The organism is Paenarthrobacter sp. DKR-5 (assembly GCF_018531425.1).
Classification (GTDB): domain Bacteria; phylum Actinomycetota; class Actinomycetes; order Actinomycetales; family Micrococcaceae; genus DKR-5.
In genome coordinates this window covers 411,242-437,508 of the sequence record NZ_JAHBOI010000004.1, presented here as the reverse complement: position 1 = coordinate 437,508, position 26,267 = coordinate 411,242, and the positions used below count along the sequence as shown (strand labels likewise).

At 70.6% G+C, this 26,267-nt stretch carries 26 protein-coding genes; 10 read left to right on the top strand and 16 right to left on the bottom strand.

Annotated features, from left to right (window positions below; genetic code table 11):
* The first annotated feature begins 102 nt into the window (after window positions 1-102).
* Together KIH31_RS11255 and KIH31_RS11250 are read left to right on the top strand one after the other, a co-directional pair.
* Window positions 103-1,233, top strand: a complete 1,131-nt coding sequence (locus KIH31_RS11255; protein WP_214427194.1) for an LLM class flavin-dependent oxidoreductase — start codon at window positions 103-105, stop codon at window positions 1,231-1,233.
* Complete coding sequence (locus KIH31_RS11250) at window positions 1,230-1,712, top strand: MarR family transcriptional regulator (RefSeq protein ID WP_307857627.1); 483 nt, start codon at window positions 1,230-1,232, stop codon at window positions 1,710-1,712. Before KIH31_RS11255 ends, KIH31_RS11250 begins: the two co-directional genes overlap by 4 nt.
* Here KIH31_RS11250 and KIH31_RS11245 read toward each other — a convergent pair.
* Window positions 1,702-2,511 carry a transglutaminase family protein gene (locus KIH31_RS11245; protein WP_214427193.1) on the bottom strand — a complete coding sequence of 270 codons (810 nt, stop codon included), beginning with the start codon at window positions 2,509-2,511 and terminating at the stop codon, window positions 1,702-1,704. The genes KIH31_RS11250 and KIH31_RS11245 overlap by 11 nt on opposite strands.
* A gap of 71 nt (window positions 2,512-2,582) precedes the next feature.
* Window positions 2,583-3,374: a hypothetical protein gene (locus KIH31_RS11240; protein WP_250545815.1), complete on the bottom strand. Its 792-nt coding sequence runs from the start codon at window positions 3,372-3,374 to the stop codon at window positions 2,583-2,585.
* A 139-nt stretch (window positions 3,375-3,513) separates the two neighbouring features.
* On the opposite strand from KIH31_RS11240, the gene KIH31_RS11235 reads away from it, so the two are divergent.
* On the top strand, window positions 3,514-4,173 hold the full coding sequence (locus KIH31_RS11235) for a DUF1684 domain-containing protein (protein WP_250545814.1): 660 nt from the start codon (window positions 3,514-3,516) through the stop codon (window positions 4,171-4,173).
* Here the strand turns inward: KIH31_RS11235 and KIH31_RS11230 are convergent.
* The 5 genes from KIH31_RS11230 to KIH31_RS11210 are packed head-to-tail and all read right to left on the bottom strand — an operon-like array spanning window position 4,170 to window position 9,841.
* Window positions 4,170-5,330: a cysteine desulfurase family protein gene (locus KIH31_RS11230; RefSeq protein ID WP_214427192.1), complete on the bottom strand. Its 1,161-nt coding sequence runs from the start codon at window positions 5,328-5,330 to the stop codon at window positions 4,170-4,172. The genes KIH31_RS11235 and KIH31_RS11230 overlap by 4 nt on opposite strands.
* Window positions 5,327-6,223 (bottom strand): carboxylating nicotinate-nucleotide diphosphorylase, encoded by an 897-nt coding sequence (nadC, locus tag KIH31_RS11225; protein ID WP_214427191.1) that lies wholly within the window; start codon window positions 6,221-6,223, stop codon window positions 5,327-5,329. Before nadC ends, KIH31_RS11230 begins: the two co-directional genes overlap by 4 nt.
* Window positions 6,220-7,770, bottom strand: a complete 1,551-nt coding sequence (gene nadB / locus KIH31_RS11220) for an L-aspartate oxidase (protein WP_214427190.1) — start codon at window positions 7,768-7,770, stop codon at window positions 6,220-6,222. Before nadB ends, nadC begins: the two co-directional genes overlap by 4 nt.
* Window positions 7,767-9,077: a quinolinate synthase NadA gene (gene nadA, locus KIH31_RS11215; protein ID WP_214427189.1), complete on the bottom strand. Its 1,311-nt coding sequence runs from the start codon at window positions 9,075-9,077 to the stop codon at window positions 7,767-7,769. The genes nadB and nadA overlap by 4 nt, the downstream gene beginning before the upstream one ends.
* A gap of 17 nt (window positions 9,078-9,094) precedes the next feature.
* Window positions 9,095-9,841 (bottom strand): NUDIX domain-containing protein, encoded by a 747-nt coding sequence (locus KIH31_RS11210; protein WP_214427188.1) that lies wholly within the window; start codon window positions 9,839-9,841, stop codon window positions 9,095-9,097.
* 177 nt (window positions 9,842-10,018) lie between these two features.
* Here KIH31_RS11210 and KIH31_RS11205 point away from each other — a divergent pair, with 177 nt between their 5' ends.
* Window positions 10,019-10,582, top strand: coding sequence for a hypothetical protein (locus tag KIH31_RS11205; protein WP_214427187.1), 564 nt, complete (start codon window positions 10,019-10,021; stop codon window positions 10,580-10,582).
* Here KIH31_RS11205 and KIH31_RS11200 read toward each other — a convergent pair.
* Window positions 10,563-11,066, bottom strand: a complete 504-nt coding sequence (locus tag KIH31_RS11200) for an Lrp/AsnC family transcriptional regulator (protein ID WP_214427186.1) — start codon at window positions 11,064-11,066, stop codon at window positions 10,563-10,565. The genes KIH31_RS11205 and KIH31_RS11200 overlap by 20 nt on opposite strands.
* A gap of 132 nt (window positions 11,067-11,198) precedes the next feature.
* On the opposite strand from KIH31_RS11200, the gene KIH31_RS11195 reads away from it, so the two are divergent.
* The 5 genes from KIH31_RS11195 to KIH31_RS11175 all read left to right on the top strand — a co-directional run bounded on the left by KIH31_RS11195 (window position 11,199) and on the right by KIH31_RS11175 (window position 15,530).
* Complete coding sequence (locus tag KIH31_RS11195) at window positions 11,199-12,218, top strand: thiamine pyrophosphate-dependent enzyme (protein ID WP_214427185.1); 1,020 nt, start codon at window positions 11,199-11,201, stop codon at window positions 12,216-12,218.
* Complete coding sequence (locus KIH31_RS11190) at window positions 12,211-13,257, top strand: transketolase C-terminal domain-containing protein (protein WP_214427184.1); 1,047 nt, start codon at window positions 12,211-12,213, stop codon at window positions 13,255-13,257. The genes KIH31_RS11195 and KIH31_RS11190 overlap by 8 nt, the downstream gene beginning before the upstream one ends.
* Entirely contained in the window at window positions 13,250-13,579 is a 330-nt protein-coding gene (locus KIH31_RS11185) for a biotin/lipoyl-containing protein (RefSeq protein ID WP_214427183.1), read from the top strand. Before KIH31_RS11190 ends, KIH31_RS11185 begins: the two co-directional genes overlap by 8 nt.
* A 4-nt stretch (window positions 13,580-13,583) precedes the next feature.
* Window positions 13,584-14,399 (top strand): alpha/beta fold hydrolase, encoded by an 816-nt coding sequence (locus tag KIH31_RS11180; protein WP_214427182.1) that lies wholly within the window; start codon window positions 13,584-13,586, stop codon window positions 14,397-14,399.
* 135 nt (window positions 14,400-14,534) lie between these two features.
* Window positions 14,535-15,530, top strand: a complete 996-nt coding sequence (locus KIH31_RS11175) for a serine/threonine-protein kinase (protein WP_214427181.1) — start codon at window positions 14,535-14,537, stop codon at window positions 15,528-15,530.
* A gap of 13 nt (window positions 15,531-15,543) precedes the next feature.
* On the opposite strand, the gene KIH31_RS11170 is transcribed toward KIH31_RS11175, so the two are convergent.
* From KIH31_RS11170 to KIH31_RS11155, 4 genes are all read right to left on the bottom strand, one after another.
* On the bottom strand, window positions 15,544-15,954 hold the full coding sequence (locus tag KIH31_RS11170; RefSeq protein WP_214427180.1) for a VOC family protein: 411 nt from the start codon (window positions 15,952-15,954) through the stop codon (window positions 15,544-15,546).
* Between the two features lie 9 nt (window positions 15,955-15,963).
* Window positions 15,964-16,422 carry a helix-turn-helix transcriptional regulator gene (locus KIH31_RS11165; protein WP_214427179.1) on the bottom strand — a complete coding sequence of 153 codons (459 nt, stop codon included), beginning with the start codon at window positions 16,420-16,422 and terminating at the stop codon, window positions 15,964-15,966.
* Window positions 16,423-16,548: 126 nt separating this feature from the next.
* On the bottom strand, window positions 16,549-18,003 hold the full coding sequence (gene hpaB, locus KIH31_RS11160) for a 4-hydroxyphenylacetate 3-monooxygenase, oxygenase component (protein WP_214427178.1): 1,455 nt from the start codon (window positions 18,001-18,003) through the stop codon (window positions 16,549-16,551).
* A 55-nt stretch (window positions 18,004-18,058) separates the two neighbouring features.
* Complete coding sequence (locus tag KIH31_RS11155; protein WP_214427177.1) at window positions 18,059-18,589, bottom strand: flavin reductase family protein; 531 nt, start codon at window positions 18,587-18,589, stop codon at window positions 18,059-18,061.
* 154 nt (window positions 18,590-18,743) lie between these two features.
* Here KIH31_RS11155 and KIH31_RS11150 point away from each other — a divergent pair, with 154 nt between their 5' ends.
* Window positions 18,744-19,478, top strand: a complete 735-nt coding sequence (locus KIH31_RS11150) for an IclR family transcriptional regulator (RefSeq protein WP_214427176.1) — start codon at window positions 18,744-18,746, stop codon at window positions 19,476-19,478.
* Here KIH31_RS11150 and KIH31_RS11145 read toward each other — a convergent pair.
* The 4 genes from KIH31_RS11145 to KIH31_RS11130 form a co-directional block, all read right to left on the bottom strand.
* On the bottom strand, window positions 19,475-20,833 hold the full coding sequence (locus KIH31_RS11145) for an MFS transporter (protein ID WP_214427175.1): 1,359 nt from the start codon (window positions 20,831-20,833) through the stop codon (window positions 19,475-19,477). The genes KIH31_RS11150 and KIH31_RS11145 overlap by 4 nt on opposite strands.
* An 89-nt stretch (window positions 20,834-20,922) precedes the next feature.
* Complete coding sequence (locus KIH31_RS11140; RefSeq protein WP_214427174.1) at window positions 20,923-24,006, bottom strand: AAA family ATPase; 3,084 nt, start codon at window positions 24,004-24,006, stop codon at window positions 20,923-20,925.
* Window positions 24,003-25,163 carry an exonuclease SbcCD subunit D gene (locus KIH31_RS11135; protein ID WP_214427173.1) on the bottom strand — a complete coding sequence of 387 codons (1,161 nt, stop codon included), beginning with the start codon at window positions 25,161-25,163 and terminating at the stop codon, window positions 24,003-24,005. The genes KIH31_RS11140 and KIH31_RS11135 overlap by 4 nt, the downstream gene beginning before the upstream one ends.
* A 46-nt stretch (window positions 25,164-25,209) precedes the next feature.
* The gene (locus KIH31_RS11130) at window positions 25,210-26,157 is read right to left on the bottom strand and encodes an aquaporin (RefSeq protein WP_214427172.1); all 948 of its coding nucleotides are present in this window, start codon (window positions 26,155-26,157) and stop codon (window positions 25,210-25,212) included.
* Between the last annotated feature and the right edge of the window lie 110 nt (window positions 26,158-26,267).

The window sequence follows — 26,267 nt, the reverse complement described above, 5'->3', positions numbered from 1 at the left end:
ACCCGCGACACGCGCCGGGAACATCCTGGGCTCCGCTGCTGTTGTATCCGTCAGTACATGCAAATGCATATAATGTAGGGGCAGTAGCAGAAGGGAACGACCATGCAGTTCGGCATTTTCAGCGTCGGCGACGTCACCACCGACCCGACCAACCACACCACTCCCACCGAGTACGAGCGCATCAAGGGGATCCTGAAGATCGCCAAGCACGCCGAGGAGATCGGCATGGATGTCTTCGCGACGGGCGAGCACCACAATCCGCCCTTCTACCCCAGCTCCCCCACCACCCTGCTCGGCTACATCGCCGCGCAGACCGAGCACCTCACGCTCTCCACGGCGACCACGCTGATCACCACCAATGATCCGGTGAAGATCGCCGAGGACTTCGCCATGCTGCAGCACGTGGCCGACGGCCGCGTCGACCTGATGCTCGGCCGCGGTAACACCGGCCCCGTCTACCCGTGGTTCGGCAAGAGCATCCAGGACAGCCTGGAGCTGACTTTCGAGAACTACCAGCTGCTGCGCCGGCTGTGGGACGAAGAGGTCGTGGACTGGCAGGGCAAGCACCGCACCCCGCTGCAGGGATTCACCTCCACGCCGAGGCCGCTCGACGGTGTCGCGCCCTTCGTCTGGCACGGCTCCATCCGCACCCCGCAGATCGCGGAGCTGGCCGCCTACTTCGGTGACGGCTTCTTCGCCAACAACATCTTCTGGCCGAAGGAGCACTACATGCAGCTCATCGGCCTGTACCGCGAACGCTTCGAGCACTACGGGCACGGCCGTGCGGACCAGGCCGTGGTGGGCCTCGGCGGCCAGTTCTTCATCCGGAAAAACTCGCAGGACGCGGTCAACGAGTTCCGCCCCTACTTCGACAACGCCCCGGTCTATGGCCACGGCCCCTCGATGGAGGACTTCACGGCACAGACGCCGCTGACCGTCGGCAGCCCGCAGGAGCTGATCGAGAAGACCCTCAAGTTCGCGGACTACTTCGGCGACTACCAGCGCCAGCTGTTCCTCATCGACCACGCCGGCCTGCCGCTGAAGACAGTCCTGGAGCAACTGGACCTGTTCGGAGCCGAGGTGCTGCCGACTCTGCGGCGCGAGTTCGAGGCGCGCCGCCCCGCCGGTGTGCCGTCGGACCCGCCGTCGCACGCCAGCCGCAAGGCCGCGCGTGACGCCGCTGCGACGGAGGCCGCGGAGAGTGCCGCTGCCGGGCCCGGGAGGCAGGGGTGAGCCAGCAGGACGAGCCTCAGGAGGGGCGCCCGGACCTGCGGCTCACCGCCGCGGCCTGGGAGTCGCTGTTCCGGGCCCAGGTGACGGTGATGCGCAGGCTGCAGGCCGACCCCGCCTTCCGCCAGGTGAGCATGAACGAGTACGACGTGCTCTTCAACCTCTCGCGCTGCCCCACGGGCTGGCTCCGGTTGAACGAGCTCAACCAGGAGGTGCTGCTCAGCCAGCCGAGCATGAGCCGGCTCGTCGAGCGGCTGGAGAAGCAGGGCCTGGTCCGGCGGAAACTTGCCCCGGAGGACCGCCGCGGGGTGCTGGTGGGCCTCACCGATGAGGGCCGGGAGCTGCAGAAGGCCATCGGGCGCGAGCATGTCAAGGAGATCCACCGTCTGCTCTCCCCCGCGCTGGAACCGGCGGAGCTGGAGCAGCTGGGGTCGCTGGCCGACAAGCTGCGGGCCGGCGTCAACCGCGCGCTCAGCGAATAAGGACAGCGGCCTCGGAATCCTCTGCCGGCAGCTCACCCTCGGACACCGCAGCGGTCACCGCCAGCTGGTGCAGCGAGAGGCTCCCCCCGACCGTGGACAGGAACGCGGTATCCGAAGCGTCCCGTCCGGTGGCGATCCGCAGCATGGCCTCACGCGGAGCCAGGCCGGTCGGGTCGATGACCTGCCAGGCGCCGTCGACGTAGGCCTCGGCGACGGCGTGGAAGTCCATGGGGGACAGCCCGGGGGCGTACACTGCCGCCACGCGGGCCGGGACGTCCTTGGCGCGCAGCAGCGACACCGCCAGGTGGGCAAAGTCGCGGCAGACCCCCCGACGGTGCAGCAGGGTTTCGACGGCCCCGTCGGTACCGCGGGAGGAACCCGAGACGTAGCGCAGCTCCTTGCTGACCCAGCCGCGCACGGCTGCCACCAGTTCGGCACCGTGCAGTCCGGCAAACTCGGCGTAGGAGGTCGGCAGCAGGCGGTCCGACTCGCAGTAGCGGCTGGGCCGGACGTAGCGGATGAGCTCCACCGGGTCCGCCGGCTCGGGGACGGCGTGGCCCGTGACGCTCGCGGCGTACTCGACCACCACCTCGGAAGGCTCGGCCAGGGTCAGGGCATGCAGCCGGCCGCCGTGCACGTCAGCCAGTTCGGCCAGCGGCACCTCCGAGCCCGCCACGGTGGCGCTCAGCGTCTCCTCCACCGCGTCGTATCCCTCGTTGCGGGCGACGGCGACCGCCAGCACCAGCGACGTGTTCGCCGTCGTCTTGAAAACGAGGCGCGCGGAAACGGTGCGCTTCATGGGGCAGGCTCCTGACATCCGGACAGACAAACGAGTCCAGTCTATGCGCAGCCTGCCCCTGGAACTTTCCGTCAGGGTTTGATCTTCAGGGACGTGATCATGCGCCGCAGGTTCGCGAATTCGGCCGTCCGCGTGTAGGCGGCCGCCTGCGCGAGGGTATCGAAAGCATGCTGCGGGGCGACGGCCTCGGCGGGCTTCTTCGGGTGCAGTGTCAGCTCATCCCCGAACATGTAGATCCCCACCCCGGCCGGTCCATTGACGACGTTGTATGCGAAACACGTCTTTCCATCGGTGCCGCCGACCATGTTGGTGATCCCGTAGGACGCGATGTACTTGTAGCTCTGGATGGCCCGGAAGACGAAGCGCGGTTCAATGCTGCCGCTGGCACCGGACGCGGGCAGGTTCACCGGGACACTCGCCAGCACGGTGTAGGGCTTCGCATCCCGAGGCAGGCAGGCGCCGCCGAGCCCTTGGATCTTGGTCTGTAGGGTTGCCAGCACCTTGCCGGACCCGTCGCGAACGTCCACCCGCAGGGACTCGGGATGGGATGGCACCGGCACCTGCTGCGCCGTCCATTCCTCGGGCAGGTCGAAGGACACCGTCCCCGCCGGGTCGGCATAGGTCTTCCACTGAGCCGCGGTGGGAGCGGCAGTCGCGGAAGGCACTGCCGTGGCAGCGGCCGAGCCGGTTCCGGCAGCGGTGCCGGACGCCGAGGCGGTTGCACCGTCAGTCGCCGGGGCGGAGACCGCGCCGGACGACGATGACGCCGGTGCGGCCGGCTGTCCTTGCGGAGCCGCGCCTGAGCACCCGGTCAGCATCGCCAGGGACAGTGCGGCCGCAGCAGCCGCCAGAAACTTCGCCATTTCCCCAACTTCCCGTCTCCCGGCCGGTCGGACGGCACCGGCGTGAGGCGAGCATACCTCCGCCGCGGCCTGCGACGCGGGACGCGGCAGGGCGGCGCACGGCGGGACGCGGCAGGGCGGCGTGGCTAGGCTTGGTGCCATGGCCGACGCTGAACTACCCCTGCCCATGTCCGCACTGGACATTGCCGACTGGCGGCTGAAAACCTTTGCGCTGTACGCGGAGGTGCGCGAGCGCGCCGCTGCGGACCCGGCCGGTGCCCACCGTCTTTGGCGGGAACGCCGGGACACGATGTTCGGCAGCCACCCGGCCTCTGCACTCGACAGCACCAAGAAGGCCGGCTTTTCCGGCCTTGCGGTCGCACCCTACGATCCTGCCTTCCGCTTCCGGGTCGCGTTGGACGGCGAGGGTGCCGGCGAGCGGATGGAGGTCGAAACCGGGACCGACGGCGTCGTTCCGTTCGTGCGGCTTGGCACCTTTGATGTTCCAGAGGTCGGCCGGCTGGCGGCGTGGGAACTCAAGAGCTACGGCGGCGGAATCTTCCTTCCCTTCCGGGACGCCACGGCCGGCAAGCCCGGCGGAAGCTACGGGGCCGGACGTTACCTGCTGGACACCGTCAAGGGGGCCTTCCACGGAACCGACGCCGACGGAGGCACCCCAACCTTCATCCTGGACTTCAATTTCGCCTACAACCCCTCGTGCGCCTACAACGAGTACTGGGCCTGTCCGCTGCCCGGGCCCGCCAACCGGGTGCCGGCTTCCGTCACCGCCGGCGAGATGTACCTGCCCGAACTGGCCTAAGCAGGAGCCCGGAGGGCACGGACCGCGGCAACCGCCTGCCTGACCCGCTCGGCGGCCTCCTCCAGTTCCTCCTCGGCCACGGCTGCCGGGAAGCTGAACCGCACCGCGGTCTGCGCGGTTTCCCTGTCCAGTCCGGTGGCGAGCAGCACCTCGGACGGTTCGTCCGAACCGGCGGCGCAGGCCGATCCGCTGGAGCAGGTGACGCCGGCCCGTTCAAGCTCCAGCAGCACCGACTCCCCGCTCGTACCCGGGAAGCAGAATGAGGCCACCGACGGCAGGCGCTCCTCCGGGGCGCCGGTGAGCAGGGAACCGGGCACCTCCGCCAGCACCCGGTCGATGAACCGCGAGCGCAGGGCTGCGACGCGGGCCGCTTGCACCGGTCTGGCCGCTTCGGCGAGCCGCAGTGCGGCGGCGAAGCCGACCGCTCCGGCGACATTCTCGGTGCCCGACCGCGCCCCGCGCTCCTGGCCGCCGCCGTGGATCAAGGGCTCCAGCGGCGTGCGGGAACGCACGTAGAGCACCCCGGTCCCCTTGGGCGCACCGAGCTTGTGCCCGGACAGACTCATCGCGTCCACACCGAGGGCTGCGACGTCCAGCGGCAGCCAGCCCGCGGCCTGCACGGCGTCCGTGTGGAAGGGCACGTCGCTGGCCCGGGCGGCGGCAGCCAGCTCGGCCACCGCCTGCACGGTGCCGATCTCGTTGTTGGCGTACATGACGCTGCACAGCGCCACGTCGTCATCCAGCAGCCCGGACAGCTCAGCCGGATCCACCCGGCCCTGGCTGTCCACGGGGACCCTGCTCACGGTGAAGCCAAGGACGCGGGCCAGGAACTCGGCTGAAGCAGTCACCGCGGCGTGCTCCACGGCGCTGATCACCACCCGGCGGCGGCGCGGATCGCGGGCCGCGCGCGCCAAGGCGATGCCCTGGACGGCCAGGTTGTCCGCCTCGGTACCGCCGGAGGTGAAGATCACCTCGGAGGGCCGGCAGCCGAGCGTGGCGGCGACGTCGGCCCGCGCGGCCCGCAGCGCGGCGGCAGCCCGTTCGCCCGTCTCATGGTGGCTTGAGGGATTGCCGAACTCGCCCGTCAGGTACGGCCACATGGCTTCGAGGACCTCGCGCCGCACCGGCGTGGTGGCGGCAGCATCGAGGTAGATCACGGCAACGCCGCCGCGGGGACGGCCTCCACCCGGATGTCCAGGCCCAGGTCCAGGGCCCGGACCGAGTGCGTCAGGGCCCCCACCGAGATGATGTCCACGCCTGTGGCGGCAATGCCGGCAATCGTGTCGAGGTTCACATTGCCGCTCGCCTCGACCAGAGCCCTGCCGCCGACGACGGCGACGCCCTTTTCGAGGTCCTCGAGCGAGAAGTTGTCCAGCATGATCGTGTCCACCCCGGCGGCGAGGACCGGCTCGATCTGGCCCAGGCGGTCCACCTCCACCTCGATGTGAGTGGTGTGCGGCAGGTTCCGGCGCACTCCGGCGAGGACCTCCGTCAGCCGGGCGTCGTCCCCGCCGGTGAGTACCGCCAGGTGGTTGTCCTTGGCCAGCACGGCGTCGGAGAGGCTGAACCTGTGGTTCGAGCCGCCGCCGCAGCGCACCGCGTGGCGTTCAAGCAGCCGCAGACCCGGGGTGGTCTTCCGGGTGTCGGCCACCCGCGCTGCGCTGCCGCCGACCCGCCGGACGTACTCCGCCGTGCGCGTCGCGATGGCGCTCATGCGCTGCGTCAGGTTCAGGGCGACCCGCTCGGCGAGCAGCACGGCACGGGCGTTGCCGCGCACGCGGGCCAGGACGTCTCCCGCCGTGAAGGACGCGCCGTCCGGCACCAGCAGTTCGACGGCAGCCTCCGGGTCAGCGAGGGCCATCGCCGCGGCAAAAACCTCGCCGCCGCTGAAGATGCCCGCCTCCCGTGCCGTCAGCTCGGCGGTGGCGACGGCGGACGCCGGGATGAGGGCCTGGGAGGTGACGTCCCCGTGCGGGGCGTCCTCCTCGAGGGCGGCCTGCAGGATGCGCTGCACGGCGGCGCGCGGGAGGGGATCCAGGTGGACGGTCATGAGGCGGCTCCGGGGTTGATCCAGGCCACCGGCCCGGTGTGGTTTCGGTGCTGGAAATCGGTGCGGAAATGGGCGCCGACGGATTCCTCGCGGCGCCTCGCGGAGGCCACGAGCAGCCGGCCGGCCTGAAGCAGGTTGGCGTCCTCCCCGGTCGCGGAACCGCGGGCCTGCCACATGTCCAACTGCTTCGCGGCGACGGCCAGCCGGTCGCCGTCGCGCAGGACGGCGGCGGCGTCCGACATCAGCCTCCGCAGTTCCATCCGGTCAAAGCCGGACCGCTCGCCCCGTGCCGGTTCCAGAGGCAAGGCGGCGAACACGGGCGCGGGCCCGGCGCCGGCCTGGAGGTCGCGGACGGCGCGCGCGCCGAAGACAAGGCCCTCAAGCAGCGAATTGGAGGCCAGCCGGTTGGCGCCGTGCACGCCGGTGGCCGCGGCCTCCCCGGCGGCGTACAGGCCCGGAACCGAGGTGCGGCCGTTCAGGTCCGTGGCAACGCCGCCCATCCAGTAGTGCGCCGCGGGCGCCACGGGCAGCCACTGGCTGGTCCAGTCGAAGCCCAGTCCGGCAGTGAGGCGGTGCAGCGTCGGGAAGCGGCGTGCCAGGAAACCGGCGCCCTGGCCGGCCTCCACCACCGTGGCGTCGAGATAGACCTCGCCGTCCGCACCGTCGCGGCCCGCGGCGCGGTGCTGCGCGATGCCGCGGGCGACGACGTCGCGCGGTGCCAGTTCGGCGAGAGGATGCACGTCCGGCATAAAGCGCCGGCCGGTGCCGTCGCGCAGCACGGCCCCTTCGCCGCGGACAGCCTCCGAGATCAGCAGGTTGCCCGGCACGGCGAGTGCGGTGGGATGGAACTGGAAGAACTCCAGATCGCGTACTACCGCACCGGCGCGCCAGGCGGCGCCCAGTCCGTCGGCCGTCGCGACCGAGGGGTTCGTGGTGTGCTCGAACAGCTGGCCGGCGCCCCCGGTGGCCAGCAGAACGGCCTCCGCGCGAAGGCGGTGCTCCTTCCCGTCGTGCCGGAAGCGCACCCCGCTCACGGCTCCGGAAGCAAGCTCGACCGCTTCAAGGAAGGCCCCGGTCCGCAGGGTGAGCAGACCGGCACGCGCCCGGCGGAGCACCTCGGCCGAGAGCGCGGCGGAAATTCCCGCGCCGGTGGCGTCGCCTCCCGCGTGCAGGATGCGTGGGGCCGAGTGCGCCGCCTCCAGCCCGAGGGCAGGCGCCGGACCGGCGGCGTCGAACTGCACTCCGAACCGGCGCAGGCCCGCGATGCCCGCCGCTGCCTCCGCGCAAAGCACCCGCACCGCCTCCGGATCCGACAGCCCGGCTCCCGCGGCAACGGTGTCTGCGGCGTGGGCACCGACGGTGTCCCCGGGCGCCGCTTCGCCGCCGCCCAGGACCGCGGCGATGCCGCCCTGGGCGTAATAGGTGTTGCTCTGCTCCAGCCGGCCTTTGCTCAGGACCGTCACGTGCGTGCCGCGGTCCTCGCTGGCCAGCAGGGCGGCGTAGAGCCCGGCGATGCCGGCGCCGACGACGACGAGCCGGGTGGTCACGGCCGCGCCGCCAGCATCCGCTCGAGCGCCACCCGGGCCGGAGCGGCGACGTCACCGGGAACGGTGATGCGGTTGAGGACTTCCCCGCTGACGAGTCCCTCCAGCACCCAGGCCAGGTAGCCGGGGTGGATCCTGTACATGGTGGAGCACGGGCAGATGACCGGGTCGAGGCAGAAGATGGTGTGCTGCGGGTACTGGGCGGCGAGCCGGTTCACCAGGTTCACCTCGGTGCCGATGGCGAAGGTGCTGCCGGCAGGCGCAGCGGCAATGGCCTTGACGATGAAGTCCGTGGAGCCGGAGGCATCCGCGGCGTCGACCACCGGCATCGGGCATTCGGGGTGCACGATGACGCGCACGTCCGGGTGCTCCGCCCGCGCCTTTTCGATCTGGGCGACATTGAAGCGCTTGTGCACCGAGCAGAAGCCGTGCCACAGGATCACCCGGGAGTCGGCGAGGGTCTGCTCGTCCGTTCCGCCGAGAGGCTTGCGCGGGTTCCACATCGGCATCTGCTCCAGCGGCACGCCCATGGCCTTGGCGGTATTGCGGCCCAGGTGCTGGTCGGGGAAGAAGAGCACCCGCTGGGCGCGCTGGAAGGCCCACTCCAGCACGGTCGCGGCGTTGGACGAGGTGCAGACGATGCCGCCGTGCTCGCCGCAGAAGCCTTTCAGCGCCGCGGAGGAGTTCATGTACGTCACCGGCAGGACGGGCACCCGGCCCTCGGCATCCGGTTCGGTTCCAAACAGCTCCTCCAGCTGCTCCCAGCATTCGGTGACCGAGTCGATGTCGGCCATGTCCGCCATGGAGCAGCCCGCGGCCAGGTTCGGCAGGATCACGGCCTGCTCGGGGCCGGAGAGCATGTCGGCGGTTTCGGCCATGAAGTGCACGCCGCAGAACACGATGGCCTCGGCCTCGGGATGCTCCTTGGCCGCGCGCGCCAGCTGGAATGAGTCCCCCACATAGTCGGCGAAGCGGACCACTTCATCGCGCTGGTAGAAGTGGCCGAGAACGACCGCGCGGCTGCCCAGCCGCTCCTTGGCGGCGGCGATGCGGTCGAAGAGCTCCTCGTCGGATGCCCGCTTGTACTCGTCGGGGAGCTGGCCCTGCCGCGGAGTCGACGCCGGCGCGACATCGGCCGAGGAGGCGCCCGGCCCGTAGCCCGGGGTGCCCGCGAGCGCCTCGGCCAGGTCGAAGTCCCACGGGCCCTTGGCCAGCTCCGGGCTGCACGTCGCACCCGCCTGTTCCGCACCGGAGAGCCCGGCCGCCTCCGCGCGCGTGATGAGCTGGATGGAAGTGTTCACTGATGACATGGTCTGCTCCGTGGGTCCTATTGCTGGAAGGTGTAAGCGAGGGCCGGTTCGCCGGCAGCGGGCTGGCCCGGCACCGCGTGGGCCGCCGCGGCTCCGGTGTAGCGGTACAGCCGCGGAGGCCGGTGTTTGCCGCCCTGCAGGTATTCGTCCGTGGCCTCGATCTGCGGTGTGGCTTTGAGCTGGCGCCGGAAGTTGGCGGGGTCCAGGCTCTTGTCGAGCACCGCTTCGTAGACTTCGCGCACCTGGGCAAGGGTGAACTTCGGCCCCAGGAAGTGGTAGGCGATGGAGCCGTATTCCATCTTGTTGCGCAGCCGCCACAGGGCGTATTCGACGATTTCGTTGTGGTCGAAGGCCAGCGTCCCCAGCCGGTCGGCGCGGAACCAGCGCACGTTGGCGGATTCCTCCGCGAGCGCGGCCTCGGTCGGCTGGACGAGGGCCCAGTAGACGATGGATACCACCCGCTGGCTCGGCGAACGGTGCAGGCCCCCGAAGGCGTAGAGCTGTTCGAGGTACTTCGGCACCAGGCCCGTCGTTTCCTGCAGGTTCCTGCCGGCGGCGTCGAGCAGGGACTCGGTGTGGCTCAGCGGACCGCCGGGAAGCGCCCACAGGCCCCTGAACGGTTCCCGGATGCGCCGCACCAAGGGCAGCCACAGCGTGGGACGGCCCGAGGACTCGCTGGGGCGCAAGGCGAAGATCACCGTGGAGATCGCCAGCGACGGCGGCTGCTGCAGGCGCTCGCTGACATTCGCGGCACTGGAGTACACGGGACTCCCTTCGCTTCCGGGGCCGAACCACTAGTTATGGTCAAGATGACTACAACTGATTCTACGGCCAATCCCGCCCGGCCCCAAATGTGCCCCCGCCACGGGGGTGCCGGAGGCCTTCTCCGGCTCTATCATGAGGGCAGCCTCAGCTGTTTTCCGTCAGGGAGGTGCCGCTCGATGGCTGCGCACCGGATGGCCGCACACCGGCTGCCCCCGAAGTCCGGCAGGCTTCTGCCGCTCACCGTGCCGCTCGTCGTCGCCGCCTGGGGCGCCTCGGTCGCCGTCGGGGCATCCGCCACCGCCGGCCCGCTGCTGTTCCGCATCAGCCTGGCCGTCCATGTGCTGTCCCTGACCCTCGGGTTCGGAGCGGTACTCCTCGTGGACTGGCACGGCTTCCTCTGGCTGCTCGGGCGCCGCGGCATCCATGAACTGGGCCGCCTCGAACACGCCGCACGGCCGGTCATCTGGGGAGGAATCGCGGGGCTGCTGGCCAGCGGCGCCCTGCTGCACCCGGCAGTAACCAGCGGCCCCACCCAGCTCAAGCTCGCGGCCGTGCTGATCCTGATGGTCAACGGCATCACCATCGACCCGGTGATCCACCAGCTTCGCGCCAACCCGGCCGAAACCCGCTTCACCGAACTCCGGCGGGGCACCCGGCTGCACATGCTGGTGAGCATGTCCCTGTCCCAGCTGTGCTGGTGGACGGCCATCATTGTCGGGTTTATGAATGCCCTGAGGTGACCCCCGGCCGCTCCTGGAGCCCGGCAGCGGACCGGAACAGTGGCAGCGTCCGTCCCTGGAAGTGGGTGTTGAGCACAATCACCGTGGACGCGCGCACCACCGTCCGGGTCGCGAGCACAGCATCCAGCACACGCTGGAGATCAGCGTTGGAGCGGGCGACGACCCGGGCCAGCAGGTCGCTTTCGCCCGTGACGGTGTGCAGTTCGAGGATCTCCGGGATACCGGCCAGACCGTCGGACACGGCATGGTGGCCCAGGTCCTGGTTGATGGCCAGGGACACAAAGGCCACGACGGGGAAACCGAAGGTGCCGGGGTCCACTTGGGGGGCCCAGGACGCGATGACGCCCTCCCGGGCGAGCCGGTCAAGCCGCGCCTGGACGGTGCCCCGCGCGGCGCCGAGCAGCCGCGAGGCCTCCAGCACCGACGCCCGCGGGTGCTCGGTGAAGAAGGTGACGATCCTGGCATCGAGCGCATCAACGCCCACGGGAATCCTTTCGGCCACAAACCGGACAATTTGTACAGTTCCCCCCGGCAACCGCCCCGACAAACTGCGCACTGTGGGCAAGGTTACACCTCCCAATTGCAGACCCCTCCGGCTGCCGCTAGCGTTCGGGCCATGCCAGCGACGACTGACCCGCCAGCCCTGACCGCACCGGAACTGCGGGAGCTCTACCGGCTGATGGCGGCCACCCGGGCCCTCGATACCGCCGCGGTTGCCTGGCAGCGCCAGGGCGCCATTCCCGGCTTCGCTCCTCAGCTCGGCCAGGAGGCCGCGCAGGTGGGCAGCGGCTTCGTAGTGGACCGCCGCCGCGACTTTGCCTTCCCGACCTACCGCGAGCTCGGCGTCGCCCGGGCCATGGGGGTGGACATGGTCGGCTACATGGCCACTCACAAGGCGCTCTGGCACGGCGGGCTGTACGATCCGGCGCAGAGCCGGTTCGCTCCGGTCCAGGCCGTGGTGGCCGGCTCGGTGCTCCACGCCGTCGGCTGGGCGCATGGCCAGACCCTGGCCGGCCACGACGGCGTGGCCCTGAGCTATTTCGGCGACGGCGCCAGTTCGCAGGGCGACGTGCATGAGGCGATGAACTTTGCCGGCGTCCTCCGCGCCCCGGTCGTCTTCTTCGTGCAGAACAACGGCTGGGCCATCTCCGTGCCCACCGAGCGGCAGGTGGCCGGCGGATCGGTGGCCGCCCGCGCCGCCGGCTACGGGATCGTCTCCGAACGGGTGGACGGCAACGACGTCGTAGCCGTCGTGGAGGCCACCCGGCGGGCGTTCGCGCAGGCCCGGTCGGGCGGCGGCCCGGTGCTGATCGAGGCGATGACCTACCGCCGGGGTCCGCACTCGACCAGCGACGACCCGGGCCGGTACCGCTCGCTCGAGGACGAACGCCGCGACGCCGGCACCGACCCGCTCGAACGCCTTGCCCAACAGCTCCTCCGCACCGGCGCCGCGGACCAGGCGTTCCTCGAGGAGGCGCGCAGCGCCGCCGCCGCCGATGCCGAGCAGGTGCGCACCAAACTTGCGGCGCTCGGTCCCCGGCCGGGCCGCGAGATGTTTGAGTTCGTGTACCAGGAGCCCACCGGCGCACTGAAGTCCCAGGCGGCCGCCTGGCGGGTGGAGTCCGAGCATGTCTGAAACCACCATCGCCGCGCCCGGCCGCACCGGGGCGGATCCGGAGCCGGCAGCGCCGCGTCAGCTCTCCATGCAGCAGGCCCTGAACCTGGCGCTGGCGGATATCCTCGCCACGGATCCCGCCGCCGTCGTGCTGGGCGAGGACGTGGGCACCCTGGGCGGCGTCTTCCGCGTCACCGACGGGCTGCAGGGGCGCTTCGGCGCGGCCCGCGTCTTCGACACTCCGCTGGCTGAATCCGGGATCCTCGGCATGTCGGTGGGCCTGGCCATGGCAGGGTTCCATCCGCTCCCCGAGGTCCAGTTCGACGGCTTCGCCTACCCGGCAGTGAACCAGATCGTCTGCCAGATCGGCAGGATGAACTACCGCAGCCGGGGCACGCTGCCCATGCCGATCACGCTGCGCGTTCCCAGTTTCGGCGGCATCCGCGCCCCCGAGCATCACGGGGAAAGCCTTGAGGCACTCTTCGCTCACGTCCCCGGCCTGAAGGTGGTCTCCCCATCGACCCCGGAGGAGGCCTACCACTTGCTCAGGTACGCGGCGGCGCGGCCCGATCCGGTCATCTTCATGGAGCCGAAATCCCGCTACTGGCAGAAGGGCGAGGTCAGCACCGGACGCCGGGGCGCGGACGGCGACCTCGGCTCGCGGGTGGCGCGCCCCGGAAAGCACGTCACGCTCATCGCGTGGGGGGCCATGGTGGCGCGCTGCCTGCAGGTTGCCGAGCTGGCCGCCGAGGACGGCATCGAGGTGGAAGTGCTGGATCTGAGGTGGCTCAAGCCGCTCGACGCGGAAGGGCTCGCGGCCTCGGTGCGCCGAACGCGCCGGGCCGTCGTCGTCCACGAAGCGCCGCTGACCTCCGGCCTGGGGGCCGAAGTGGCAGCCCTGGTCACCGAACGGTGCTTCGACACCCTGCGCGCACCCGTTGAGCGCGTCACCGGTTTCGACGTACCGTATCCCTCGGGGGACCTTGAGGACGAGTACATTCCCAACATTGACAGGATTCTGTTCGGAATCCAGCGAGTATTGGAGTATCGCCGTGGCTGAGCTGTCGTTTCCCCTTCCCGACCTGGGCGAGGGCCTGATCGAGGCCACGGTGCTCGAATGGCTGGTCGAACCGGGCGAGCAGGTGGAGCGCAACCAACCGCTCGTCGAGGTCGAAACCACGAAGTCGGCAGTCGAGCTGCCTTCGCCGCAGGCGGGCAAGGTGCTGCGCACCTACGGCGTGCCGGGCGCGAAAGTCTCCGTCGGCGAGCCCCTGATTGTCTTCGAAGTCGCCGATGACGCTGCCGGCATCGTCGGCACCGTGCCGCGGGACGAGGCGCCGAAAAGGCGCGTCCGGCTGACGGCCGTCCCGGACGAGGACTGAACCGGTGAACGCGCGGCACCAAGGGACCCGGCCGGAGCACCTCGTCGAAGGCAGCCGGCAGGAGCTCGCCTTCCAGGTCCACGAGCCCGATGCCGCCGCGCTGGAGCGGCCGGTCCTGCTGCTGCACGGTTTCGCTTCTTCGTCCCGGCTGAACTGGTCCGACGCCGGGTGGCTCTCGGCCCTGGCCGACGCCGGCCGGCGCGTGGTCACCGTGGACCTGCCCGGACACGGGTCCAGCCCGGCCCCCGATGAGCTCGATGAATACAGCCCCAGCCGCATCCGCGCCGAACTGCTGCAGCTGCTGGCCGACGTCGGCGTGCGGCCGTACCGTGCCGAGGACCCCGCCAGCGGAGTGGACCTGATCGGCTACTCCCTCGGGGCGCGCCTTGCCTGGGAGTTTGGCGGGGCCCAGCCCCAGCTCGTGCACCGCATGGTGCTTGGCGGACCGGCCAGCCACGACCCGCTGGCGGACTTCGATCTGGCCGCCGCCCAGCAGTTTCTGGCCGACGGCACGCCCATCGCGGACCGCAGCACCCAGGAGCTGCTCCGGATGGCCCAGCTGGTTCCGGGCAACAACATGTTCGCCCTGATGAGCATGGTCCAGGCGATCAAGGCAGAACCCTTCACACCGACCGAAGCGGTCCCGAAGATGCCGCTGCTGCTGGTCGCCGGGGAGCAGGACGAGCTGGCTTCGACGATGCCGGAGCTGGCCCGGCTGAGCGGACGCGCCGACGTCGTCTGGATCCCTGGACGGACCCATGCGGACGTCGTGACGAGCCGCGCCTTCAAGAAGGCGGCAATCGCTTTCCTCGCCAGCTGAGCGTGTCCGGGGAATTGTGTCCCTCCCGTTATCATTAATGCGGACGGATCCACTGCTCGCTTTGGTTGCCGTATGTAAACTTGGCCCCGGTAAGTCAGTAGGCTTACCATCAAGGGCCCTCGGAAGGACCGAAGCATGGAAGAACTTCTTGGCGGCCGCTACCGGACGACCCAGCTCATCGCCAATGGCGGCTCAGCGACGATTTACCGCGCCGTCGATGAGCACCTGGACCGGGAAGTAGCCGTCAAGCTTTTTCCCCCCAGCACCGAGGGCGCCGACGACGTCCGCCGCCAGGAGATCGAGGTCAAGCTGCTCGCGACCCTGAGCCATCCGGGCCTGATCACCTTGATCGATGCCGGGCTGCACGGGCCCGAGGGCGACATTCCCCGCGCGTTCCTGGTGATGGAACTCATTGACGGACCGGACCTGCGCGGGCGCCTCAAGGAGGGTCCCCTCCCCTCGCCCGACGTCATGCAGATCGGCGCCGATCTCGCCGACTCGCTGCACTACATCCACAACCAGGGCGTGATCCACCGGGACGTCAAGCCGGCAAACGTGCTCATGGCCGACCAGGACCGTGACACGCGCCCGCACCCGAAGCTCACCGATTTCGGCATCGCCCGCAACCTCGATTCCTCCCAGATCACGGTCCACGGCGCGACGCTGGGCACCGCCAGCTACCTCAGCCCGGAGCAGGCAACGGGCACCAACGTGTCCACGCCGACGGACATCTACTCTCTGGGCCTGGTGCTGCTCGAGTGCCTCACCGGCGTCAAGGCCTTCCCTGGCCCCCTGCTCGAAGCGACAGTGGCACGGCTGCTGCGGGATCCGGAGATCCCCTTGGAGCTCGGCACCGACTGGACCGGCCTGCTGTCCGCGATGACCGCACGCCAGCCCGAGGACCGGCCCAGCGCCCACGACGTCGCCCTTACCCTGCGGCACTGGCTGCCGGCGGCGCTCTCCAACGAGCCCGAGTCCGCCGAGACCGAGGCAGCGGTGGCGGAGCTGATGCGCTCAAGCGCGGAGGCTGCGGGAGCGGCAGACATGACCGAGTCGCTCACGCCGATCGGCTTGGTGCGCATTCCGCCCGTGCCGGGCACCCCGCCGCGCTCCGCAGCGGCCAGGAACTGACCGAAGGCCGCCGCTAGGCGGAAGGTGCCTGCGCGATCCGGACCATGTTGCCCGAGGGATCACGGAACGCGCAGTCACGCTGGCCCCACGGCTGCTCGATCGGTTCCTGAAGCACCTCGGCTCCCGAAGCCCGGACTTTTTCGAAGGTCGCATCAAGGTCGTCGACCCGGAACACGATGTTGTGCAGCACGCCCTTGGTGAGCAGCTCCTGCAGCATGTCTCCGTCGCTTTGCGAGCGGCCCGCGTGCGGTTCCGCGAGCACGATTTCCAGTCCCGGCTGGCTCGGTGTGCCGAGGGTGACCCAGCGGAACCCGCCCTGGGCAACGTCGTTGCGCAACTCGAGGCCAAGCGCGTCCCGGTAGAAAGCGAGCGCCTCGTCGGGGTCGTTGACGGTGATGTTGGTGTACTGGAGTGCGATAGTCATGCGGCAACTCTAGGAGGCCGCGGGACCGGCCGCTTCTCGAATCCTGCTCGATGCCGCCGGAGCTGACACGCCCTGCCGGCGCGGACGGGTGTGCGTCCTGGCCACGCAGGCGGGCATGGCATTGACGGCGCGGTGCTCCCGCAGCCGGTAGGAACTGGGCGGCTCCCCCACGAGCTCGGTGAACCGTGAACTGAAGGACCCGAGGGAAGTACAGCCGACCGCCATGCAGGCGTCCGTGACGCTCACGCCGGAGCGGAGCAGCGCCATCGCCCGCTCGATCCGCCGCGTCATGAGGTAGCCGTACGGGGTCTCGCCGTACGCGGCGCGGAACTGCCGGGAGAAGTGGGCCGGGGACATCAGGGCCTTGCGGGCCATTGTCGGCACATCGAGCGGGCGCGCGTAGTCGCGGTCGATGAGGTCACGGGCACGGCGCAGGTGCACCAGGTTAGCGATCTCCTGCGGCGTCATGGCCACGAGGCTACCACCGCAGGCATGCTGCGGCGCCAGCCCAGGCGCATATTGATGCCCACCCGTCCGATCCGGGCCCGGGACCGCTCCCTCCCGGTTCAGTCCTCGCGGTTCAGTCCTCGCGGTTCAGTCCTCGCGGGCGAGGAACTCCTTGACACGCTCGCGCACGGGAGCGCGGTCGTAGCTGTTCACCAGGGCGCCGGCCATCCGGACCGGGTCCCCGAAGAAGAAGTATTCGTAGAGCGACTGGCGGCCGGAGAAGCCGGAGATGCTGGCGTCGAAGGCGAGCTTGAAGAGGCGCACCCGCTCCGGGCCGGTGAGGGTCTTGCCCTGCAGGTACATCTCGATGTCGGCGCGGGCGTCGCTGTTCACATCTGCTTCCCCGGGCAACGCCATCAGGCCCGAGGCGCAGAACTTGCGGATGATCTGCGGGAAGCGCTGGGCAGCCTTGGGATACCAGTTGCGGGCGGCGTTCAGCGTGGCCCACTTCGGCAGCATGACGCCGTTACCGTTCAGTTCCGCGTCCGCCTCCGCGGCGCGCACCAGCGCCTTGCCGATCTCGACGTCGACGATGAGTTCCGCCAGGTCCTCCTGGATGTGCTGGAAGCCGTCGATGCCGATGGACTCGGCCAGCTCGGAGGCCAGGCCGAGGAAGAATTCGCTCTTGGCCACCGTGCGGGTCACGACCTGGTGGGTCATCAGGGCGCCGGCGCCGGTCTCGGTGTAGAAGCTGTTGCACAGCTCCGGGTGGCCAAGCATGAAGATCCGCTCATTCGGCACGAACACGTTGTCGAAGATGGCCACGGCGTCCATCTCCTCGTACCGTCCCGCCAGCGGCTCGTCGTGCACGCCGCCGCCGTTGTAGAGCGAGGTGCGGCACAGGTAGCGCAGGCCCGGCGCGTCATTCGGAATGGCGAAGGCGTAGGAGTAAGGCGCATCCTCAGGGGTCCCGCGCAGGACAGTGGACGGGAACACCAGCAGCTCGTCCGCGATCGGGGCGATGGTCGCCAGCATGCGGGCACCGTGGATGACGATGCCGTCCTCGCGCTCTTCGATGATCCTGGCCGAGAGCTGGCCGCCGAGCTGCTCGGACCCCGAGACGGACCGGTTGACCTGCGGCGGGATCAGGGTGTGAGTCGCCAGCAGATCGTTCTCGCGCGCGTACTCGTAGTAGTTGCGGATGTTCTCGCCGAAACGGGGATCCGCCTGCGAGAACCACTTTTCGGCCGTGCTCAGCGCTGTCAGTGACGAGTTCATGTAGTCGCCGGAGCGGCCCAGGAAGCCGTTCGAGTAGCGCGCCCAGGTGGAGATGGCGGCCCGCCGCTTCCGGAGGTCCTCCACGGTCCTGGGCACCAGGAAGGACGCGTTCACCAGGTCCCCGGTGGTCGGGGAGGTGTAGGTCAGGTCCGGCTGGTGCTCCGGCTCGTGCTGCATGTCGAAAAGCTTGGCGTAGGAGCGCGCGACGTTGCGGAACGCGGGATGCTCTGCGATCTTCTCGCTGACCACTTCGCCGTCGATGACGACGTGCGGGTGCATGGCGTTGAGTCGGTCGAGGTACTGCTGGCCGGTGCGGATGCCCATGGACTGCTCCAGTTTCTGGTGGTGGTTGCGGGACGGAATGGTTGATGGAGGCGCTTTAGAGGAGGTCCTCGACGCCAAGCTGGCTTTCGGGGATCGTGGTGAACCGGCTGTTCGCAAAGGCCAGCGCGTCACCGTTGCGGTAGTCGAAAGCCACCACCTCTCCGAGGTAGAGCGTGTGGTCCCCGCCGTCATAGGCGGCCCACGGGGTGCACTCGAAGAAGGCCAGCACGCCCGCCAGGCGGGGGGCGACGTCGCCCTCGACCCACTGGGGTTCGCGCCCGGGCTTGCCGGCGAAATGCAGGGCGAGGCCCTGCTGTTCGGCCCCGAGGATGTTCACGGTGAAGGGCCGGCCGGCCAGTTCGTCATGGGCCTTCGTGGTGCGGGCGATGCTCACCAGGACCAGCGGCGGCTCCATCGAGACGGAGGTGAAGGAATTCACCGTGATGCCGTGGCGCTTGCTGACGCCGTCGAAGGTCACGATCGCCACGCCGGTGGCGAACCGGCCGAGGCTGCCGCGGAAATGCTGGGCGCGCGGCGGAAGGGCACGCCGGCCCTGCTGGTGCTGCGCCGGGCTGGGCAGATTCATGAGTGACACCTCGCTGTGCTCCCTGATCGGCACCGACGATGTTCGATAATGGAATGGTGTGTGCCAATAGAGAACGATATCCCGGTGTGAGCCGGGGCACAATAGGGGCACGGGACCGTCCGGCGGCGAGGCGGCGGGTGCCTATGATGAAGCCATGAGCGACACGACGGCGGCAGCGGCACGGCCCGAACAGGCCGGCGCCGCCCATTCGCAGACCCTCTCCCGCGGCATCCGCGCCCTGGAGATCCTCGCGGAGTCGCCCGCGCCGATGACGATCGCCGAACTGTCGGCGGCCCTGGGGGTGCACCGGTCGATTGCCTACCGCATCCTGCGCACGCTGGAGGACCACTCCCTCCTGATGCGCGACGACGCCGGCCGGGTACAGGCCGGCCCCGGGCTGGCCGCGCTCGCGCGAGGGGTTTCGCGGGACCTGCAGGCGGCCGCGCTGCCGGAACTGACCGAGATCGCCAACGAACTCTCAATGACCGCCTTCGTGGCCGTCTGGGACCAGCACGACTGTGTCACGTTGGTGACCGTGGAGCCTCGCCACCGGGCCGCCACGCTGGTGCAGCGGCCGGGGACCCGGCACTCGTTCAGCGCCGGCGCCCCCGGCATCGCCATCCAGTCGGCCATGACCGAGGAGCAGTGGCAGGTCCAGGCGCCCGGGCAGCCCTACCGGGCGGAGTCGCGCACCGCCCGGGAGTTGGGTTACGCCGTCAGCCACGACGAAGTCATCGCCGGTACGTCAGCCGTGGCGGCGCCGATCGTCGTGCCCGGCCAGCTGCCGGCCGCCCTTGCCGTGGTCTACATCCGGTCCGACCGGGAGGTCGCCGCCATCGGAGCCCGGCTTCAGGCGGCCGCGCGCCGGATCGAAGCACAGTTGCTCTAGCGCCGGTTCACCGGGCGACCTCCAGCACCCCGTGCGCGCTGGCGCCCCGCCGCGGCGCCGAGCAGCAGCAGCCCCGCTGCTGCCGCGGCGGCCACCAGGAAGGACTGATGGTACCCGGCTGACTGAGCCGCGGCGCCGGCCGCAGCAGAGCCGATTGCCGTCCCGGCCACGATCCCGCTGGCCAGGGCCGTCATCACCGTGCCCAGCTTCCCCTCCGGCGCCACTGCGCCGCCGATCCGGAAGACCGTGACCATCATGGGCCCCACCGGGATGCCTGCGGCGAAGAGCAGCACCAGCATCGGCCAGAGTGCCGAGGGCAGGGACAGGGCGAAGCCTCCGGCACTCATCAGGGCGGCCGCCGCCAGCCAACGCCTGCGCACACTGAAGCGCTCCGGCCAGTAGGCCACGGAGAGCGCCGCCACTGCCGAACTGACCCCCATCACGGCGTAGAACAGGCCGGCCAGGTCCGCGACGCCAAGGCTGCCGGCGAAAGCGATGAGCCCTGTCTGCACAGAGCCGAAAAAGGTGCCCATGCACACCATGGCGAGCACAGGGACCGCCACTGCCCGGCTGACGGCCCGGACAGCCGCAGGTGCGGCGGAGCTGCGGGCCGGAGGCACTGCGGCGTGCGTCGGGTGCAGGGCGAAGGCGGTGACCAAGGTGGCTGTCAGCAGGGCGGCGAGCGCCAGCGGAAGCCAGGGCGCGGCCACGCTCGCCAGCAGTCCGACCAGTGCCGGCCCGAGGACAAAGGTCAGTTCATCGGCGGTGCTCTCGTAGGAGAGCGCGGCTTCGAGCTGGCGGGCGTCGGGGGCGCCGGTCGTCCGGTCGTGCGTGAGCGCCATCCAGCGGACCCTCGCCAGCGACCCGACCTGAGGTGACGTAGCGCCGGCGAGCACGGCCAGGCCGAGTACAAGCGCTCTGCCGGCGGCACCCCTGTCCTGCTGCAGGGCTGCCGTCAGCAGCAGGCCGACGGCGGCGGAGTTCGCGGCGGCGGCCGCCAGCAGTGCGCGCCGCTGGCCGGCCTTGTCCGCCAGCAGACCGAAGAGCGGGGCTCCCGCGGCCGAGCCCAGGCCCACTCCCCCCGCCGCCAGACCGCCGAAGGCGTAGGATCCGCTCGTGGCGGTGGCGAGCGTGAGGGCGCCGACGGTGAGCATGGCCAACGGGAGCCGGGCCAGGAAACCCACCGGCAGGAAGGCCTTGCCGGCGAGCTGCGGGAGCACGGCGTAGCGGCGAGTCGTCCGGAAGGGAGCGGCCGGCGTCGAATGCACCGGCGTCGACGGCGCGGGTGTCGGAGGTGTCGGGTGCGTAGGGATCGGGCGTGCCGAGGGGTCGGCGGGGAATGCGGAGGGTGTCATTTTTCCGGTCGCTGAATCGTGCGCATCGTCCCTCCTCCCGATGCGCGCAACCCGGATACCCCCTCAGTGTAGAGGACCCGAGCGGGCGCCTACACGGAGGTGAGGCTGGCCCGGGAGAACTCCACGTTGGACCCGTGCCGGCCCTTGACGATGCGCAGCTGGGAACTGATCCTCAGCTTCATTTCGGCCACATGGCTGACCAGGCCGACCACGCGGCCGCCGTCGCGCAGGCCCTCCAGCGCGTCCATCACCTGTTCGAGTGCCTCCTCATCGAGGCTGCCGAAGCCTTCGTCCACGAAGAGTGTCTCGATGTCGACCCCGCCGGCCTCCTGCTGCACGACGTCGGCCAGCCCGAGCGCCAGCGCCAGTGATGCCATGAAGGACTCGCCGCCGGAGAGCGTCGCGGTGTCCCGCTCCTGGCCCGTCCACTCGTCAATGACGTGCAGCCCGAGCCCGGACTTCGCGTTGCCGCGCTTGGAATCGTCGTGGGTCAGGGTGTAGCGGCCGTCACTCATCGCAGCCAGCCGCAGGGACGCTGCGGCGGCCACTTCCTCGAGCCGGGCTGCGAGAACGTAGGTGCTCAGCGACATGTTCCGAAGGTTATCCCGGCTGCCCCGGGCCGTGTCCGCGAGTCCGGCCAGCAGGGATGCCCGGCGGATCAGCGGCTCGGCCTCGGCCGCCGCGGTCTCGAAGTCGGCCCGCAGCTCGGCGAGCCGCCGTGCTGCCGAGTCAAGCAGGCCGCCGCGCAGCGCGGCCTGCTCGAGGCGCCCTTCCGCTTCCGCGACCCGTTGCTCCGCCGCGTGCAGCCGGACCTGGTCCGGAACGGCGACACCGGCGAGGGCTTCCGCCGCGGCCGTGCTCACGTCGGCGTCCTCGAACGCCACCGCCGCACGGGTGCTCTCGGTCTCGAAGGCTTCGCAGGCCCGCTGCAGCGCGGCCGATTCGGCCGGCGCGAGCAGTGCGGCGCGGGCCTCGCCGGCGGTGCCGAAGTCGGAGGCCGGGAGGGCGGCTGACAGCGCGGCTTCGGCCTTCCGGGCCGCCTCGCCGGCCCGCCGGACCCGGTCCCTGGCGCGCAGACAGCCGTCCAGCACGGAGGCCAGCCGGCGGAGCTCGCCGGCCCGTTCCGCCAGACTGGAGAAGCCGTCCCGTGCCGCCACGAGCTTCTCCTCCAGTTCGGCCGCGGCGGCGGAGGAGGACGCCGCCCGGGCGGCGTCCTCGACCGCCTGGTGCCGGGACTGCGCCTCCGCTGCCCTGACCTGCTCCGACGTCGTGCGAAGCCGCGCCAGCTCGGCCTCGGCGCGCGCCAGCTCCTGTTCGGCTTCCTCGGCCTCCTCCACGAGACGCAGGGCGGCGGCGGCCTCCGCTGCCGCGGCCGCCGGGTCCGCGGAGCCGCCGCGGGCCCCAAGGACCGCTTCTTCCCGCTCAGCAGCTCCGCGGCGTTCGTCCGCGGCCCGCGACTGAGCCTCCGCCTGGTCGTAGGCGTCCCGGGCCGCGTCCTCCGCTTCCACGGCTGCGTGCCCGTCAGCCTTGGACAGCGAGGGCGCGGGGTGCTCGGTTGCGCCGCAGACAGCACAGGGCTCGCCGTCGCGAAGCCGGCCAGCGAGCTCCCCGGCGGCCTGTTCGAGCCTGCCGCGCAACAGCTCCAGCCACGTGTCCTTCGCCGTGAGCGCGGCCTCGCGGGCCTGGCGGTGCTCTTCCTCGCGCTGCAGGCGGGTGCGGACGGCTTCACGGTAGCTGGTGACCAGCCCGAGCACGTCCTGGGCCGCCGCCGCCCGGGCACGCCGCGGCGTCAGGTCCCGGACCAGCTCGGCCAGCAGGTTTCGGGTTTCTTCCAGCCCGGCGATGGCGGCCCCGAGTGCTTGGAGCTCCTCCGCGTGCCGTTCGCCTGCGGCCGCCGCCTCCGCCGCGGAGGCGCCCAGCCTGTCAGCCTCGCCGCACAGACGAAGGTAGGTCTGTTCGTCCGGAACCATGGACTCGAGGACCGCTGCTTCCCCGGCGAAGGCCTCGCGCCCGCGTTCGAGCTCCTCCGCGGGAGCTTCCGCGGCCGGGCACGCCTGCTCGGCGCGCACCCGCTCTTCGGCATCGGCCAGCGCCGCGCGGGCGCCGGAGAGGTCCTCCGCGGCGGCGTCGACGACGTCGATGCGGCCGGCAAGGACTTCGGCCGCCCGGTGCCGCTCCAGCCGCTGCTGCCGACGTGCCTGGTCTGCGGCGGCCGCGGCGACAGCGGCACGCAGGGACTCGGCGCGGGCCAGTTTGCCGTGCCGGGCGGCCAGGGCCGCGAGGTCGTCGGCCTCGGCGCGGCAGGACGCCGCGTGCGAGCGCAAAGCCTCGACGGCTCCGGCCGCCTCTGCTGCTTCTTCGCGGACACGTGCCAGCAAGGCATCGAGCCGCTCGCGGGACGCCACCGGGTCTCCGGCTGCGGCGGCAGCGCCTCCGGACTCTGCGGGACCAGCCGGCTCTTCCAGCCCGCGGGCCGGCTCGCCGGCAGCGCCCTCCGCCGGCACGGACGCCGCCTCGTGCTCGGCCAGCGCCAGGACGGCCTCAAGCCGGCGCTGCGCCTCGCCCATACGGCTGCGCGCGGCGGCGGCGTCGGCGGCGAGCTGCTCCTGCAGTCGTTCGTAGCGTTCGCTGCCGAAGAGCTGCTGCAGCAGTTTCTGCCGTTCGTCCGCCTTGGCGCGCAGGAAGGCGGCGAAATCCCCCTGCGGGAGCAGCACGACCTTGGTGAACTGCTCCCGGTTCATGCCCAGCAAAGCCTCGATCTCGGCGCCGGCCTCGTCATTGCGCTCGGACTTCGGCAGCCAGGCGCCGTCCACCCGTTCCTGCAGCAGCACCTTGGCCTGGCTCGTCGTCGTGCCGTCCCCGCGCTTCTTGGGCCGCTCCCACGCAGGGTTGCGCGTCACCCGAAGCCGGCGGCCCCTGGTGCTGAATTCGCACACCACTTCGGGCGCGGTGGCTGGATCGGCGTGGTCGCTGCGCAGCCGCCGGCCCTCCTGGCGGAAACCCGGAACGGAGCCGTACAGGGCGTAACAGATGGCGTCCAGGACGCTCGTCTTGCCTGCGCCGGTGGGCCCGTTGAGCAGGAACAGGCCCTGCTCGCTCAACTCGTCGAAATCGACTGTCTCGCGTCCCGCGAAGGGCCCGAAGGCCTGCACCTCAAGCCGGTGGATCCTCATCGCTGCACCTCCGCGGCACGTGCCGCATCCAGGGCCGCCGTGAGGGCGGCTTTCTCCTCGGAATCCACGGCACGGCCGCGGACGTGGTCGAAGAACCCGCAGCACACCTCAAGGTCGTTCTTTGCGGCGGCAAGCCGGTCGCTGTACGAGAGCCGCTGCTCCTCGCTCCGGCCTTCCGGGTCGAAGGCGAGCACCACTGTGTCGGGGAACCTTTCCCGGACCTTGTCCATCGCCTGCGCAGGCCGTTGCGGGTCGGTGAGCGTGACCTGGCAGTACGCCTCCTCGGCCCAGGCATGCGCCGGGTCCTCGAGAAGTTCCGCGAGCCGGCCGCGGAGCACGGCCAGCCGCCGTTCGGCGGGCCAGTCCACGGCCGAAACCGACACGAGTCCCGCCGGGCCGAAGTCCAGGATCCAGCCGCCCTTGTGCTGCCGGGCCTCGGAGAAGGAGTAGGGCAGCGGCGATCCCGAGTAACGCACTGTCCCGCTGAGCTGCTGCCGGCCGTGCAAGTGCCCGAGCGCGGTGTAGTCGAAGTCCTCGAACAGGGACAGCGGCACTGCGCCGAGACCTCCGATGCTCAGGTCCCGTTCACTGTCGGAGCCCGCTCCCCCGCTGGCGAAGGTATGGGCCATCACGACGGCGTGCACGGTCCCCGCCCGCCGGCGGTCCTCCAGGTCGAGGCGGACGCGGTCCAGCGCGGCCTCCGTCACGGCGGAGTGCCCCGGCGTTTCCACGCCGAGTTCATCCGCCACCAGACGCGGCTCGAGATACGGCAGGCCGTAGATGGCGAGCTGCCCGTCCCCGACCGGCAGCAGCACCGGCAGGTCCAGGTCCGCGACCCGGGTGCGCAGGTGCACGCCGCCGCGCGCGAGCAGCTTGCCGGCGAAGCCGAGCCGGACCGCCGAATCGTGGTTGCCGCTGGTCAGGACCACCTGCGCACCGGCGGCAGTGATCCCGACCAGGGCTTCGTCGAGCAGGTTCACGACGTCGACGCCGGGCAGCGCGCGGTCGTAGACGTCCCCGGCGATCAGCACGACATCGACCTGCTCGGTCCGCACCGTGTGCACCATGGCTTCGATGAACCGGCGCTGGGCCTCCAGCAGGCCGACTCCGTGGAAGGAGCGCCCCAAGTGCCAGTCCGATGTGTGCAGCAGCCTCATGTTTTTACGCTATCGGCTGCCTCCGACAATTCCTTCCGCGACGTGCCTAGGCCTTCGGATTGTCGAAGAAATCACGTGCCTCGCGGTCATCGCGCGCCGCCGGTTCCTGCTGCTCCGGCGCTGCCGCTCCGCTTCCGGCCGCGGCCGCCGGGACGTCCGCAGCTGCCGGGACGTCCTCGGCCGCAGCCGGCTCCTCAGCCGCTTCTGCCGTTGCGTAGCGGGCGTCGGAGACCGGTTCGGCGGTGAAGAACCGTGCCACGAGGCCGGCGATGGCGCCGCCGAGCAGCGGAGCGACCCAGAACAGCCACAGCTGCTGCGCCGCGAAACCCTCCGCGAAGAAAACGACAGCCGTCGAGCGCGCAGGGTTCAGCGATGCGTTCGTGATCGGCAGGGCCACCTGGACCAGCACCGCGAACGTCAGACCCACACCCACCGGGGCCAGCGCCTTGTTGGCACGGGCCGACGTGGAGGCAAGAAGCACGCCGACGAAGACGGCGGTGGTCACGACCTCCACCAGCAGCGCACCGGAGAGCGGGAACTTCGACGGCGAGTGGTCATCGAAACCGTTGGCGAGGCTGCTGAAGACCTTGTCCACGCTGCTGATCTGCGGGTAGCTCTTGAGCACAAGGAAGAGCACGACCGCGGCGAGTGCGGCACCGACGACCTGGACCACGATGTAGGGCAGCACCAGCTTCCACTTGGTGCGGCCCGCGATGGCCGAGCCCAGCGTGATAGCCGGGTTGAAATGTCCGCCGGAAACCCGGCCCACGGCGATGACCGCCACCATCATGGCCAGGCCCAGTCCCAGGCCCACCGGAATGCTGGTGGTGTTTCCCCCGCCCGCGAACAGCGCGATGCCCAGGCCGCCGAACACCAGCACGAAAGCTCCGAACGCCTCAGCGGCGAGCTTCGCAGTCAGGGTGTAGGGCCGGTCCGGCAGGGTGGCTGCGCGGGCCGGCTCTAGCGTGGTTTCCTCAAACGGGGTGGAGGCCATGAAGGGCATCATCCTTTGGGTCGTGGTGGGGTCGTCGGGGTGGTCCGGGGCCGCGCGGTGCGGGCCGCGGCAGGGACCGCCGGGATCTCCCGGGCGGTCCCTGCCACTCT

Bases quoted from the DNA above. Each gene is read 5' to 3' on its own strand.
- KIH31_RS11255 (WP_214427194.1), top strand. From the start codon at position 103: ATGCAGTTCGGCATTTTCAGCGTCGGCGACGTCACCACCGACCCGACC.
- KIH31_RS11245 (WP_214427193.1), bottom strand. From the start codon at position 2,511: ATGAAGCGCACCGTTTCCGCGCGCCTCGTTTTCAAGACGACGGCGAAC.
- KIH31_RS11240 (WP_250545815.1), bottom strand. From the start codon at position 3,374: ATGGCGAAGTTTCTGGCGGCTGCTGCGGCCGCACTGTCCCTGGCGATG.
- KIH31_RS11235 (WP_250545814.1), top strand. From the start codon at position 3,514: ATGGCCGACGCTGAACTACCCCTGCCCATGTCCGCACTGGACATTGCC.
- nadC (WP_214427191.1), bottom strand. From the start codon at position 6,223: ATGACCGTCCACCTGGATCCCCTCCCGCGCGCCGCCGTGCAGCGCATC.
- nadA (WP_214427189.1), bottom strand. From the start codon at position 9,077: ATGTCATCAGTGAACACTTCCATCCAGCTCATCACGCGCGCGGAGGCG.
- KIH31_RS11205 (WP_214427187.1), top strand. From the start codon at position 10,019: ATGGCTGCGCACCGGATGGCCGCACACCGGCTGCCCCCGAAGTCCGGC.
- KIH31_RS11195 (WP_214427185.1), top strand. From the start codon at position 11,199: ATGCCAGCGACGACTGACCCGCCAGCCCTGACCGCACCGGAACTGCGG.
- KIH31_RS11190 (WP_214427184.1), top strand. From the start codon at position 12,211: ATGTCTGAAACCACCATCGCCGCGCCCGGCCGCACCGGGGCGGATCCG.
- KIH31_RS11175 (WP_214427181.1), top strand. From the start codon at position 14,535: ATGGAAGAACTTCTTGGCGGCCGCTACCGGACGACCCAGCTCATCGCC.
- KIH31_RS11170 (WP_214427180.1), bottom strand. From the start codon at position 15,954: ATGACTATCGCACTCCAGTACACCAACATCACCGTCAACGACCCCGAC.
- KIH31_RS11165 (WP_214427179.1), bottom strand. From the start codon at position 16,422: ATGACGCCGCAGGAGATCGCTAACCTGGTGCACCTGCGCCGTGCCCGT.
- hpaB (WP_214427178.1), bottom strand. From the start codon at position 18,003: ATGGGCATCCGCACCGGCCAGCAGTACCTCGACCGACTCAACGCCATG.
- KIH31_RS11155 (WP_214427177.1), bottom strand. From the start codon at position 18,589: ATGAATCTGCCCAGCCCGGCGCAGCACCAGCAGGGCCGGCGTGCCCTT.
- KIH31_RS11150 (WP_214427176.1), top strand. From the start codon at position 18,744: ATGAGCGACACGACGGCGGCAGCGGCACGGCCCGAACAGGCCGGCGCC.
- KIH31_RS11145 (WP_214427175.1), bottom strand. From the start codon at position 20,833: ATGACACCCTCCGCATTCCCCGCCGACCCCTCGGCACGCCCGATCCCT.
- KIH31_RS11140 (WP_214427174.1), bottom strand. From the start codon at position 24,006: ATGAGGATCCACCGGCTTGAGGTGCAGGCCTTCGGGCCCTTCGCGGGA.
- KIH31_RS11135 (WP_214427173.1), bottom strand. From the start codon at position 25,163: ATGAGGCTGCTGCACACATCGGACTGGCACTTGGGGCGCTCCTTCCAC.
- KIH31_RS11130 (WP_214427172.1), bottom strand. From the start codon at position 26,157: ATGGCCTCCACCCCGTTTGAGGAAACCACGCTAGAGCCGGCCCGCGCA.